Origin of the sequence: Microbacterium sp. LMX7-1.2 (assembly GCF_040675935.1) — a bacterium.
Lineage (GTDB): Bacteria > Actinomycetota > Actinomycetes > Actinomycetales > Microbacteriaceae > Microbacterium.
Genome location: NZ_JBEGIL010000001.1, coordinates 1,800,030 through 1,812,018 on the forward strand (window position 1 = coordinate 1,800,030; position 11,989 = coordinate 1,812,018).

Annotated in this window: 12 protein-coding genes; 6 read left to right on the forward strand and 6 right to left on the reverse strand. The window is 65.8% G+C overall.

Going from position 1 to position 11,989, the window contains the following annotated elements:
* Positions 1–72: 72 nt before the first annotated feature.
* Complete coding sequence (locus tag MRBLMX7_RS08745; RefSeq protein WP_363367635.1) at positions 73–1,308, reverse strand: hypothetical protein; 1,236 nt, start codon at positions 1,306–1,308, stop codon at positions 73–75.
* A 218-nt stretch (positions 1,309–1,526) separates the two neighbouring features.
* On the opposite strand from MRBLMX7_RS08745, the gene MRBLMX7_RS08750 reads away from it, so the two are divergent.
* From MRBLMX7_RS08750 to MRBLMX7_RS08760, 3 genes are all read left to right on the forward strand, one after another.
* Entirely contained in the window at positions 1,527–2,090 is a 564-nt protein-coding gene (locus MRBLMX7_RS08750) for a TetR/AcrR family transcriptional regulator (protein WP_363367637.1), read from the forward strand.
* Between the two features lie 79 nt (positions 2,091–2,169).
* Positions 2,170–3,591, forward strand: coding sequence for an MFS transporter (locus tag MRBLMX7_RS08755; RefSeq protein WP_363367639.1), 1,422 nt, complete (start codon positions 2,170–2,172; stop codon positions 3,589–3,591).
* A gap of 243 nt (positions 3,592–3,834) precedes the next feature.
* Positions 3,835–5,331, forward strand: coding sequence for a SulP family inorganic anion transporter (locus MRBLMX7_RS08760; protein ID WP_363367641.1), 1,497 nt, complete (start codon positions 3,835–3,837; stop codon positions 5,329–5,331).
* Positions 5,332–5,335: 4 nt separating this feature from the next.
* Here the strand turns inward: MRBLMX7_RS08760 and MRBLMX7_RS08765 are convergent, their stop codons facing one another.
* The 3 genes from MRBLMX7_RS08765 to MRBLMX7_RS08775 all read right to left on the reverse strand — a co-directional run bounded on the left by MRBLMX7_RS08765 (position 5,336) and on the right by MRBLMX7_RS08775 (position 7,941).
* Positions 5,336–6,985, reverse strand: coding sequence for an AAA family ATPase (locus MRBLMX7_RS08765; protein ID WP_363367643.1), 1,650 nt, complete (start codon positions 6,983–6,985; stop codon positions 5,336–5,338).
* A gap of 93 nt (positions 6,986–7,078) precedes the next feature.
* A complete protein-coding gene (locus MRBLMX7_RS08770; RefSeq protein ID WP_341935895.1) occupies positions 7,079–7,402 on the reverse strand; it encodes a hypothetical protein in 324 nt (107 codons plus the stop codon).
* Between the two features lie 83 nt (positions 7,403–7,485).
* A complete protein-coding gene (locus MRBLMX7_RS08775) occupies positions 7,486–7,941 on the reverse strand; it encodes a hypothetical protein (RefSeq protein WP_363367646.1) in 456 nt (151 codons plus the stop codon).
* A 167-nt stretch (positions 7,942–8,108) separates the two neighbouring features.
* Here MRBLMX7_RS08775 and MRBLMX7_RS08780 point away from each other — a divergent pair, with 167 nt between their 5' ends.
* The gene (locus tag MRBLMX7_RS08780; protein WP_363367648.1) at positions 8,109–8,579 is read left to right on the forward strand and encodes a hemerythrin domain-containing protein; all 471 of its coding nucleotides are present in this window, start codon (positions 8,109–8,111) and stop codon (positions 8,577–8,579) included.
* A 91-nt stretch (positions 8,580–8,670) separates the two neighbouring features.
* Here MRBLMX7_RS08780 and MRBLMX7_RS08785 read toward each other — a convergent pair whose 3' ends face one another.
* Both MRBLMX7_RS08785 and MRBLMX7_RS08790 read right to left on the reverse strand, forming a co-directional pair.
* Positions 8,671–8,922, reverse strand: coding sequence for a hypothetical protein (locus tag MRBLMX7_RS08785; protein WP_363367650.1), 252 nt, complete (start codon positions 8,920–8,922; stop codon positions 8,671–8,673).
* Between the two features lie 399 nt (positions 8,923–9,321).
* The gene (locus MRBLMX7_RS08790; RefSeq protein ID WP_363367652.1) at positions 9,322–10,251 is read right to left on the reverse strand and encodes an NADP-dependent oxidoreductase; all 930 of its coding nucleotides are present in this window, start codon (positions 10,249–10,251) and stop codon (positions 9,322–9,324) included.
* Between the two features lie 88 nt (positions 10,252–10,339).
* Here MRBLMX7_RS08790 and MRBLMX7_RS08795 point away from each other — a divergent pair, with 88 nt between their 5' ends.
* Positions 10,340–10,837 carry a MarR family winged helix-turn-helix transcriptional regulator gene (locus MRBLMX7_RS08795; RefSeq protein ID WP_363367654.1) on the forward strand — a complete coding sequence of 166 codons (498 nt, stop codon included), beginning with the start codon at positions 10,340–10,342 and terminating at the stop codon, positions 10,835–10,837.
* Between the two features lie 102 nt (positions 10,838–10,939).
* Positions 10,940–11,968, forward strand: a complete 1,029-nt coding sequence (locus MRBLMX7_RS08800) for a restriction endonuclease (RefSeq protein WP_363367657.1) — start codon at positions 10,940–10,942, stop codon at positions 11,966–11,968.
* The last annotated feature ends 21 nt before the right edge of the window (positions 11,969–11,989 follow it).

The window sequence follows — 11,989 nt, forward strand, 5'->3', positions numbered from 1 at the left end:
ATCGCTTGATAGCGCATATTGGTGAGTATCAGGGAAGCATGATGCTCATATTGATCCGGAAGGTCCGCGCGTTCACGCAAGCGCACGACGTGCGACCTCACGCATCGCGGGGGTGACGACTCCGAATCGCCCCGGAGCCGACATGCACGAGAGCGCATCGAGGACACGACGGACCTCCCCGTCGGCGTCACTCAGGTCCGGCGTGCGCGTCGCCATGATGTCGTCGAAGCGGTAGTCACGGAACAGACCCCGCGTGTCGAACGCCTGTATGCCCGCTTCCACCCGATCGGCGACCGCGTCGAGGTGCGCGGCCGATCCGTCGGCCACCGCAAGAAGTGCGAGCGCGATCTCCGCCTCACGGCGTGGGAGTGGGTATCCGTATCGATCACGAGTCGATGCCCCGATCAGACCGGCGAGCGCGTCGAGGGTTCCACGGCCGGCCACGACGAGTCGCCTCATGGACGCAGTGGCCACCACTCGCCCTCTGTATCTCCGGATCACCCTCGACTCCCGCGCGAACTCGACGAGAACCCGTCCTCTCGCGAGGGCCAGCTGCCGGTCCCCACCCCACCCCAGAGCCTCTGCGAGCTTCACGACATCTGTGTCAGGCAGCCAGCCCGACGACGGTTCCTGAGCCACGCCGCCGACTCCGAGGTGGCGCATCAGTTCCGCGAACGGCATGACCGCCGCCTCGACGTCCGGGAGGCCAGGTGCCGCGACCTGGGACAGCACCTCCTCGAGATGTCCGAGCAGGGCGAGCCGGCGAGCTGGGGTGAGGGCGCTGAGCAACGTCGCCGCCGGCGAAGAATCACGGATGCCCGGGCAGTCAGGCCTCATGTCCAGATCGTCGAAGAACGGCCTCACCACCCCATGTCGCTGCAGAAGCTCTCGGTTGACGTCGTCTTCGCGGAACGGCGCCTCAGCCGTCAACCAGTCCTCCGCGGACGGTCGATCGGCGGTCCTTCCTTCACCGGGCAGGGTCACGGACACCAAGGGCGTACCGATCTCCGGAGGCACCGCGTCCGAGACGCGGACATCAGGGCGATGGTCTTCCAACGCGAACTCGTCACTGCGGTACTCACCGCCCCGGCGATAGCGGTAGGGCCACTCATCGAATGACTCGGGTTCGTCCTCGTAATCAAATTGCTCGCGCGGCTCGCGTCCGATGCTCAGGAGGTATGCATCGATCGCCCACCCCACGGGGGCGCTCCGCGGAAGTGTGATCAGTCGATCACGCTCCGGGTGACATGATGTCGTCAGTTCGAGGTGCATGAAGGCGGAGACTCGGGCAGGGATGTGAATGCTCATGCGGGCGAGGTTAGGGAGCATCCCGGACACCAGAGGTCCCGGTGCCACGGGCTGTGAACAACGTCAATGTGAGGGCATTCTGTGGAGAGCGCGTCATTCGCACCGACCAGCGAGCCACGTCTCGCCAGACGACCGGCGTTCCGCCGCGAGTCCCCTCTTCACGCTCACCCACCAAAGAGTGATTGACCAATCACTCTCACCCGAGTACAGTCACTCACATGACCCCGCGCAGCCCGATTCTCTCGACCGCCGATGTCCGCCGACCCCTGGTCGCGGCGGCGGCGCTCGTCGAGTTCGCGCGCGGCGGCTACTTCCGCACGACCGTGGCCGACGTCGCCCGCGAGGCGAAGATCTCGCCGGCGTACGTCTTCAAGCTGTATCCGCGCAAGGAGCAGCTGTTCGTCGCTGCGCTCGAGGCCTGCTTCGAGCGGATCATCGAGGCCCTGGATGCCGGGGCTGACGCCGCGGCATCCCCGACCCCCGACGAGGTACTGGATGCGATGGGCGAGGCGTACGCCGATCTCATCCGCGACCGATCGCTGCTCATGCTGCAGGTGCACGCACAGTCCGCGGCAGAGATCCCCGAGATCGGCGACGCGCTGCGCGCCGGGCTCGCGAAGGTGACGGAGTTCGTGCGCCAGCGGTCGGCCGGCAGCGACGACGCCGTGCAGCGCTTCATCGCCTACGGGCAGCTGTGCCACCTGATCGTCACCGCCCGGGTCGACGAGAGCAGCGCGCCGTGGGCGAAGATCGTCGCGCACGGCATCCGACACCCGGAATGAATCCCCCGCGTTCGCCCTGTTTTTTCATGCCATTCAGAGTGAGTGACCACTCACTAACAACGCAATCAAGGAGCACATCATGACCCTCACCACCCCCTCACCCGCGACGACCGTGCGCAGTTCTCGGCGCTGGCTCGCGCTGAGCTTCCTCGCCCTCGCGCAGTTCCTCGTCGTGCTCGACGCCTCGATCGTCAACATCGCCCTGCCCGTGCTCGGCGAGCAGCTCTCCATGAGCACCGCTGCACTGGCGTGGGTGATCACCGCCTACGTCCTCGCGTTCGGTGGCCTGCTGCTGCTGGGCGGACGGCTCGCCGACCGCTACGGCCATCGACGGATCTTCCTGATCGGCACGGCCGGGTTCGTCGCGGCATCCGCACTGGCGGGGTTCTCGTTCTCGAGCGAGATGCTGCTCGCGGCCCGCGCCCTGCAGGGCATGTCGGCGGCGCTGCTCGCTCCCTCGGCGCTGGCCCTGTTGACACAACTCTTCCCCGCGCCAGGCGATCGCTCGAAGGCGCTCGGCGTGTGGGGTGGGGTCGCCGGCATCGGATCCGCCGCCGGGGTGCTGCTCGGCGGCGTGCTCACCGGCGCGTTCGGGTGGCAGTCGGTGTTCTTCGTGAACGTTCCGGTGGGCGTGATCGTGCTCGTCGCCGTGCCGCTGCTGATCTCGCGCGACACCGCGTCCGCGAGCGAGAAGCTCGACGTGTGGGGCGCCGTGACGATCACCGGCGCGCTTGTCGCGATCGTCGGTGCGCTCAGCGCCGTCGAGCAGGTCGGGATCGTGCATCCGCTGCCGCTGGGCCTGATCGTGCTCGCGGTCGCCCTCGGTGCGGCGTTCATCGCGATCGAGCGTCGCACGGCATCCCCGCTCGTGCCGCTGGGGATCTTCCGCACCCGCACCCTCGCGATCGGCAACCTCGTCGTGCTGCTGGTCGGCGCCGGGATGGTCGCGCTGTTCTTCGCCCTGTCGGTGTACATGCAGGCCGTGCTCGGCTACGACGCCCTCACCACCGGGCTCTCGCAGCTCCCCCTCGCCGGCGCGCTCGTCGTGGTCGCCGGGATCGTCCCCGCGCTCGTGCAGCGCCTCGGGCTCACCCCGACGCTCATCGGGTCGCTGCTCGTGCTCGCGGCGGGGCTCGTGTGGCTGTCGTTCGCGCCCGCGGATGCCGGATTCGTCGCGCACCTGCTCGGACCGACCCTCCTCATCGGCATCGGCCTGGGCGGAGCCTTCGTCACGGCCACGCAGCTGTCGGTAGACGGGGTCGATGGCGGAGAGGCCGGACTCGCCGGCGGGCTCGTGAACACCAGCCAGCAGATCGGCGGAGCCCTCGGACTCGCCGTGCTCGGCACCGTCGCCTCGCTGCGGACCGAGGCGTTGACCGCGGCGGGAGCCGCAGTGCCCGAGGCGATGACCGGCGGGTTCTCGTGGCTGTTCCTCGGGGCCGCGGCGGTCACGGTCGCGGGGGCGGTGGTGGCGGGGTTCGCCAGAACCGAAGGTCGTTGAGCGAGCCCGGCGAACCCGAACCCACAGGTCGTTGAGCGAGCCCGGCGAACCCGAACCCACAGGTCGTTGAGCGAGCCCGGCGAAGCCGAGCGAGACGAAACGCGGTGAGCGTCTCAGAACCCCCACCACGTTTCGTCTCGTCGCTGCGCTCCTCGCTCAACGACCGACGCACGTCGGCCCCCGGCATCCGCTCTACTCTGGACTGTCGGCCCCTTTCGCGCGGCCCTTTCTGGAGCATCCCCTATGTCTGCACTCACGGTCGATGACCGCGCCCGTTACCGGGCGAAGCCCTCTGTTCTCGATGCGCTGAAGAGTCCGCGGATGCTGACGCGCGAGGTCCTGGCGGGACTGGTCGTGGGGCTGGCTCTGATCCCGGAGGCGATCGCGTTCTCGGTGATCGCGGGCGTCGATCCGAAGGTGGGGCTGTTCTCGTCGTTCATCATGGCGGTGTCGATCGCGTTCCTCGGCGGCAGGCCGGCGATGGTGACCGCGGCGACCGGAGCGGTGGCGCTCGTGATCGCGCCCGTCGCGCCGACGTACGGGATGGACTACTTCATCGCGACCGTCATCCTCGCGGGGGTGTTCCAGGTGGTCCTCGGGGTGCTCGGCGTCGCGAAGCTCATGCGGTTCATCCCGCGCAGCGTCATGGTCGGGTTCGTGAATGCGCTGGCGATCTTCGTGTTCAGCTCGCAGTTCCCGCAGCTGATCGACGTGCCGTGGCTCGTGTATCCGCTGGTCGCGCTCGGCATCCTCGTGATGATCGTCATGCCGCGGATCATGAAGATCGTGCCCGCGCCGCTCGTGTCGGTGATCATCGTGACCGCGGTGGTGCTGACGATGGGCATCACGGTGCCGACGGTCGGCGATCAGGGCGAGCTGCCGCGGAGTCTGCCGTCGCTGTTCCTGCCCGACATCCCGTGGACGTGGGAGACGTTCGGCATCATCGCGCCGTTCGCGCTCGGGGTCGCGCTCGTCGGACTCATGGAGTCGCTGCTCACCGCGAAGCTCGTCGACGAGATCACCGACACCCACTCGAACAAGACGCGCGAGTCGTGGGCGCAGGGCGTCGCGAACATGCTGTCGGGCTTCTTCGGCGGCATGGGCGGATGCGCGGTCATCGGCCAGACCATGATCGGCGTCAAGGCGTCGGGCGCGCGGACCCGCATCTCGACCTTCTGCGCCGGCGTGTTCCTGTTTCTCTTGGTGGTCGTATTCGGGGATTTCGTCGGGACGATCCCCATGGCGGCCCTTGTCGCGGTGATGATCATGGTCGCGATCGGCGCATTCGACTGGCACTCCGTGAAGCCGTCGACCCTGAAGCGGATGCCGAAGAGCGAGACCTTCGTCATGATCGCGACGGTGGTGCTGGTGCTTCTCACGCACAACCTCGCGATCGGGGTGGTCGGCGGAGTGCTGGTGGCGTCGGTGCTGTTCGTGAGGCGGGTGGCGCACTTCGTGTCGGTGTCGCGGAGCGTGTCCGGCGATTCTGTGACGTACGTCGTGGACGGCGAGCTGTTCTTCGCGTCGAGCAACGACCTGACGACATTGTTCTCGTACTCGGAGGATCCGTCGCGGGTAGTGGTGGATCTGTCGCGGTCGCACGTGTGGGATGCGTCGACCGTCGCCGCGTTGGATGCGATCGAGACGAAGTACGCGGGGATGGGGAAGACCGTCGAGATCGTCGGGATGAACGACAGCAGTCAGCGGATGCGGGGAAGGCTGACGGGCGGGTTCGAGTAGCCGGCTAACGAAGCGTAACTTCGAGCGAGTCGCGCAGGCCCGCGGATCGACGTATTCGTGTCAGTGCGCTCTGTTCGTAGGCACTGATCGATTGGAAGCCCAGCGCGCGCGCAACACGCGCCCGCACCGAGGTGTCGCGGATTGGAATGTTGCGAATCAGGGCATCGTAGTCTTCGGAAGCGAGTAACTCAGAAAGACGTTGCTGAGTCTCGGGCAATGGCGACTGAATCTGTATGACGATCTCTTCATCTGAAATCTCCCCGGGCATACTGCTGACGAGTCGGCGGGACACCTCGTCCCTCGCGATTTTTTTCGCCAGCCGCTCAATGACTCCTGGTTCCCGCAACGCAGCGATCGCACTATCTCGGGCCGCCGCAAGAAGCTCCCCGGCCCCCGAACCGAGAGTTTCGCTCTGCCGGTTTGCCACTGCGTCGAGGACGGCGGAGTCATAGTACACGTTCTCGATTTCCATGAACGGAAGAACGTGGACGCCCCGGCTGACGAGACTCGCGCGTTCGTCCTCAGACCGTGCATCACCATCGACCATGCCTGCAGCGTCGATCCAATGAAGTGCTTCGCTGGCTCTCAGCCCCGCCACTGACCGGATCACCAGATCGCATCCGCCGCTCGGAACTAGCAGCCGATCGGGAAAGAACTCGGCGTAAAGGGGGAGATCCACGCTGTCGCGGTCACCCTCGATGAACAAAACTTGACGTCGGCCTCCGAGAATCGCGTGACGAGCAGCCTCGGGCACGTCAAGACTGTCTCCAACCTCGTGCAGATCCCATGCGATGGGCTGGGCCTCGGTGAGTCCCATCAGGCCTTGGTTCGGCACTCCCCATTCGACACTCGAGACAGTAAGAGTCCGACCCGTCTCACTGGACAAGCCTCCCGCAAGGTCTAGGTCGTGAGTGAGAACGACGAAAGCACAATCATCGCGGCATGCCAGGATCGCCCGGATGAGCGAAGCCGAGACCGCGCGGTGAAGATGACGTTCCGGTTCATCGATAACGATTACCGCGCCCTCGGGAGCGGTAAGGATCTCCGCCGCGAGTAGGAGTGCGCTCTTCTCGCCGTCCGACATGAGGTGCACAGGATACTGAACACCAAGCGTGAGATGCCTCGTCTCTAGAGTCTCCTCGGGCGTCAACAGCAGCGAGACGTGGAGGCCTGCACGCTCCAATATCTCGTTGAGCGTCTTAAGCAGACGCCCACCGAAAGCGGCATCGACTTCGGCGCGACTCGCCCCAGCGTCGTACATTGCCACGACGCTCCGACTCTCGTGGTTAATGTGACCAAGCAAATCGAACAGCGCAATGCTCGATCGCTGCCCGTCGGCGTGGTCCAAGTAACGCGAGTTCGTACTACGGTTCCACCGGTCGATACTCTCAGTTGCATTCGACCGCTCTGCAGCACTGATCGCCGCTCCGGAGTACTGGAACCAGATCTTTCGTTGTGCAAGCACCCGTTTGATCGGCACATCGGTCGGTAGCTCATGGAGGAGCCACGTCGCGAGCGCGGACTTACCCGTGCCGTTAGCGCCAACGATAGTCACGACCTCGCCGGGCCTGACGACCAGCTCAAAGGTCGCGGCCTCGCGCAGGGGAATCAACCACGTTGCGAGGACGTCCTCGCCTGCGTTCGGATCTGGCATGGACTGATCGTAGCGGGACCGGACCGTGCGCTATGCAACGAGACCGTTCTTAACAAGGTCGCACGTCCGTGTACTGCTCTCTCACTTCAAACTTCAGCCGAGAGCCGCCTGGATCTGCCCCGCGAGCTTCTCGATGGCCTTCTTGTTCTTCACGCCGTCCATGAGTGCCGGCGGACGGTTGTGGTGCACGTTCAGCGACAGGTGCACGTCCGATCCGGATGCCGCGGGCACGACGTTCGCGCGGCCGAGGAGCTCCCAGTTGAGCAGCGTCTTCTTGGTCTGGAAGTCGATCTGCGTGCCGTCGGGGCTCTGCCCAAGAACCTTGCTCTTGTTATCGGCGAGCACGCGCTGCACGGCGGCTGCGGTCGTCGCGGCGTCGGCGTTCGAATGGAAGGTGGTGGTCGCTTCTGCGGACATCGTGATTCCCCCTCAGGTCTCGGTGTGCTTTCACGCTATCGAAGGTGCGGTCAGATGCCGATGGGTCGATCTACCCAGGTAGATCACCCCATACCGGGATCACGCGTCCGGCAGCTCCACGCCCTTCTCGGCGGCGAGCGCGCGGAGGTTTCGGCGGCATCCGTCTCGATGCAGACCGTCGCGCGAAGTTCTCCGTCTTCATCGCGCAGGAGGTAGTGGCTCGTCGTGTCGGTGAGCCGTGCGCCGTCAGCATCCCGGAAGACGAAGCGCACATGCGCGAACGCGAGCCGCTCGGTCACGCGGGTGACGTCGAGCAACTCGCGGTCGACGGACGCCAGCCCCAGTTGCTTGTACAGCGGATACGAGGCCCGCACGCCGGCCGCCATCTCCTCTCGGGATGCCGCGACGATCGAAGCGTTGTCGTCGACGACGAGTCCGGGCGTGGACCAGAGAGCGGCAGCCGCATCTGCATCGAACGCGGTGAGGGAGCCGGCGTAACGCGCGAAGAAGTCATCGATTCGTTCGGCGGTGATGTCCATGCGTCGAGGTTAGGAGGCGAGGGGCGGCGGGCGAAGGGGGTTGCGGACAGGACTCGGGCGACCTGCTACCGTGGCCGCAGCGTCGCGTGTCGATGGCAGTCTGTGCCAGGTATGGAGGCGTGGGACCCGAGGAGGCGACATGACCCCGTCGAACTCTTCGCCCTCCGGTGTCTGAGGGCGAGAAGGCCAGGCTGATCGCCTGGGCTGAGGAACTGCGAACCGTTCACGCGCGGCTGCGTGAGGCGTTGGCAGTGACGCAGGATGCTGTCGCATCCGGTTCATCTGCGGAGGCCGCGTCGCGCGACCTGCTGCTGTTCTGCCACGGCTTCTGCACAGCACTCACCGGGCATCACGAGGGCGAGGATCGGATGCTGTTCCCCGCGCTCGTCGACGCTCATCCGGAGCTGGGCGACACGATCCGCAAACTCATGCAGGACCATTCGATGATCTCCCACCTGATCGGCGGGCTGGAGTCGGTGATCTCGTCTGGCTCGAGTGTGGGTGAGCTGGAGGCGCATCTCGAGGGGATCGGCGCCATCATGGAAAGCCACTTCCGGTATGAGGAGCGGGAGTTGCTCTCGGTGCTGGATGGGCTGGTGCTCGATGCGGAAGTGGGGCGGGTGCTCGGGCCATTGTGAGGCGCGGGTTGAACGTCGCTTCGGAAATCCCACTGGAGGGACTCCTACTGGTCGTTGAGCGAGCGAAGCGAGACGAAACGGCGTCCCCGCTTCACGACGCTTCTGCCAGTACCTCGAGCCACTGACTGCACAGGCCGCTCTCGCCAGAGGTGCGGTCGTTCGGGTCGTCCCAGCGAGGGATGGTCGAGTCGAACTCCGAGAGGTACTCGGGGTACGCGACCTTCGCTTCACCCACCGCCCGAAGCAGTGCATCGGCTTCGTCTCGACGGCCTTCGTCCGCGCGGTCCCACGCCGCATCCACGTTCGCGCAGGCCCAGTACTGGAACGCGGGTTTCGCGCCCATGACCCACTCCTGCATTCGCCCCACCGACGGCACCTGTTCCGGAAAGGCGTAGCCCGAGGGAAGCGCGTACGGGAAGTTCGCCACGGCCTCGTCGTAGCGGGGCTGCGATTCGGCCTGTGTTGCCGACGGCCCCCGCGATGGCGAGGGTGTCGGAGACGCGGACGGTGTCGGTACGTGGGTCGGCGCGGGAGTGGTCACCTCGGTGCATCCGCTCGCGAGCGCGACTGTCGCAGCGAGTGCCAGCAGGCCGAGGGAGACTCTCGAGGATGCACCCATAAGGCGATACTGCCAGCGTTCGTCGCACGTCTCCACGTCACTCACCCGCCTGGGCCTTTGAGGGAGCGCAGAGCCTCCCGGGGGGTTGAGCGAGCGAAGCGAGACGAAACGCCCCCATTCCCGTCACGGAATCACGATCACCTTGCCCGCAATCCGCCCTTCCGCTGCCTCGGCATGCACGGCCGGCAGCTCCTCGAGCCGAACCCTCCGTGTGACCTCGACGGTCAGCACGCCAGCATCCACGAGTCCGACGAGCTCGCGCAGCTTGTCCGCGTCACACTGCACGAACACGACGACCGAGCGCACGCCGCGGTCGGCGTCGTCGGGGGCGGGCATCCACGCGGTCGTGCTGACGACGACTCCCCCGTCGCGCACGAGGCCAACCAGGGCGGTGAACTCGTCGGGTTCGATGGGGGCGAGGTTGAGCAGCAGGCCGACTTGGTCGGTCACGGCTTCCTGCACCGTCGACTGCGTGTGGTCGATGATCTCGTCGGCCCCTGCTGAGCGCACGGCATCCGCGCTCCGCGGGCTCGCGGTCGCGATGACGTAAGCGCCCGCGCGCTTGGCGAGGGCGATCGCGTACTTGCCGACGACCCCGCCGGCGCCGACGATGAGCACACGCTGGCCGGCCTCGAGTCCGCCGTCGTCGAACAGGGCTTGGCGCGCGGTGAGGGCGACCGACGGGAGTGCGGCGGCATCCGCCAGCGGAACGCTCGTGGGCGCTGCGACGATCGAGTCGGCGGGAGCGACAACGTACTCGGCGGCGCCTCCGTCGTCGGTCATCGGCAGGAAACCGATCACCGGGTCGCCGATCGCGAAGCCCTCGACGCCGTCGCCGATGGCGTCGATCGTTCCCGACACGTCGTATCCGGGGACGTGCGGGAGCTTCACCGGAATCGGCAGGAATCCGGCGCGCATGCCGTTGTCGGCGGCGTTGAAAGCGGATGCCGCGACGCGCAGCCGCACCTGCCCCGCCGCCGGAGTGGGCTGATCGATCTGCTCGATGCGGAGCACCTCGGGACCGCCGACCTCGTAGAACCGTACTGCCTTCATGACTTCTTTCCTTTCGTAAGTACTTCGAATTCGAAGTATATGCCGACGGTAGCACTGCTTCGAATTCGAAGCAACCTATACTGGGATCATGAGTCGTCCCGCGCAGCTGTCCCCACTCGAGCTCTCTGCGTACTTCGCGTTCACCGAGGTCAGCAGCCTGCTGCGACACGAGGTCGAGAAGCAGCTGCGCGACGTCGGCAAGCTCAGCTACGTGCAGTTCCAGCTGCTCGCGCGGCTCGGGGATGCTTCTGGGGGGTCACTACGGATGACGGACCTCGCGGACGGGGTCGTGTACAGCCGGAGTGGGCTGACGTATCAGGCGCAGACACTGGAGGAGCGGGGTCTGGTCACGCGGGCGCCGTCACCGGAGGATGAGCGGAGCACCCTGGTGACGCTGACCGACGCGGGGCGTGCGGTGCTGGCGAAGGTGTTCCCCGGGCATATCGCGGTCGTGCGGGGGTTGCTGTTCGCGTCGTTGGACGAGGGGGATGTGGAGGTGCTGGAGCGGGTTATGACTCGGGTGAGCGGGCATCTTCGGGCGAATCCGCCGCGGAGTGCTGGGGGGCGGAAGCGGAAGGGTGAATAAGCGCGCAGACTGGGCCCCGGTGTTCGCGTGCTCTCCCGTGTACGGCAGTATGAGTACCGCGCCGCGCCGTAGCGTGGTCGATGCCGATCGAGGAGTACAGAGATGAACGTATGGGGCGTCCACAACAACGCACTCACGACCGAGCTCACGGACGAAGGGTTCATCAGCATCGGTTGGGATGAGCTCGGCGCCCTCACCGATATCCCCGGTGGTCGAGAAGGCCTCAAGGCGCGGTTGACCGAGCTCAATCCCGACGCCAAGCCTCGTTCCATCGCGGGCCAGGCAGGAGTGTTGATCCGTTTCCGTGACGAGATGAAGGTGGGGGACGTGATCGTCGCTCCCTTCAAGCCGACGTCCACCATCAACATCGGCGTCGTGACGAGCGACTACTACTTCGAGTCGTCGGCTCCGTTCCACCGCCATCGACGACACGTCGAGTGGAAGCAGATTGGACTCCCGCGTACCGTCTTTACTCAGTCTGCGCTGTACGAGATCGGCTCGGTGCTTGCAGTCTTCCGTGTTCGAAACCACACTGATGAGTTCCTCGCAGCACTGCAGAGCGCTGGGGGCTCCGTCGAGCAAGTCTCCGAGGCTGTCGAGAAGAAGGTGATCGAAACGCAGAGCTCCGAGGACTCTGACGACGAACCTCGCGCCTCTCGGATTGAGCGCCATACTCGTGACTTCGTACTCGAAGCGCTCCACAAGCGCCTGAGTCACCAAGAATTCGAAGACTTCACCGCAGCTCTTCTCCGCGCGCTCGGCTACCAGGCTCGTGTCACCCAGTACTCGCAGGACGGTGGGGTGGATGTCATCGCCCACCGCGATCCTCTCGGCGTGGAACCGCCGCTCATCAAGGTGCAGTGCAAGCACCACACGGGAACAATCGGATCACCCGAGGTACAGCAGCTGATCGGAACGCAGGGGCTCGGCGAGCTGTCACTGTTCGTGACGCTCGGCTCGTACACGCGGGACGCGTTAGCGATTGAACGTCAGCGTCCGGGGCTTCGCCTTCTCACGGGCGAGGATCTCGTGACGATGGTGCTCGAGAACTACGACAAGTTGCCTCAGCGCTGGCGTGCGGAGATCCCCCTGACGAGCGTGCTCGTTGTCTCGGATGGCGCCGAAGACTAAGCGAGGTGGACAAGGATAAGA

Bases quoted from the DNA above. Each gene is read 5' to 3' on its own strand.
- MRBLMX7_RS08775 (WP_363367646.1), bottom strand. From the start codon at position 7,941: ATGGACATCACCGCCGAACGAATCGATGACTTCTTCGCGCGTTACGCC.
- MRBLMX7_RS08745 (WP_363367635.1), bottom strand. From the start codon at position 1,308: ATGAGCATTCACATCCCTGCCCGAGTCTCCGCCTTCATGCACCTCGAA.
- MRBLMX7_RS08765 (WP_363367643.1), bottom strand. From the start codon at position 6,985: ATGCCAGATCCGAACGCAGGCGAGGACGTCCTCGCAACGTGGTTGATT.
- MRBLMX7_RS08760 (WP_363367641.1), top strand. From the start codon at position 3,835: ATGTCTGCACTCACGGTCGATGACCGCGCCCGTTACCGGGCGAAGCCC.
- MRBLMX7_RS08790 (WP_363367652.1), bottom strand. From the start codon at position 10,251: ATGAAGGCAGTACGGTTCTACGAGGTCGGCGGTCCCGAGGTGCTCCGC.
- MRBLMX7_RS08785 (WP_363367650.1), bottom strand. From the start codon at position 8,922: ATGGGCGCGAAACCCGCGTTCCAGTACTGGGCCTGCGCGAACGTGGAT.
- MRBLMX7_RS08770 (WP_341935895.1), bottom strand. From the start codon at position 7,402: ATGTCCGCAGAAGCGACCACCACCTTCCATTCGAACGCCGACGCCGCG.
- MRBLMX7_RS08750 (WP_363367637.1), top strand. From the start codon at position 1,527: ATGACCCCGCGCAGCCCGATTCTCTCGACCGCCGATGTCCGCCGACCC.
- MRBLMX7_RS08795 (WP_363367654.1), top strand. From the start codon at position 10,340: ATGAGTCGTCCCGCGCAGCTGTCCCCACTCGAGCTCTCTGCGTACTTC.
- MRBLMX7_RS08755 (WP_363367639.1), top strand. From the start codon at position 2,170: ATGACCCTCACCACCCCCTCACCCGCGACGACCGTGCGCAGTTCTCGG.
- MRBLMX7_RS08800 (WP_363367657.1), top strand. From the start codon at position 10,940: ATGAACGTATGGGGCGTCCACAACAACGCACTCACGACCGAGCTCACG.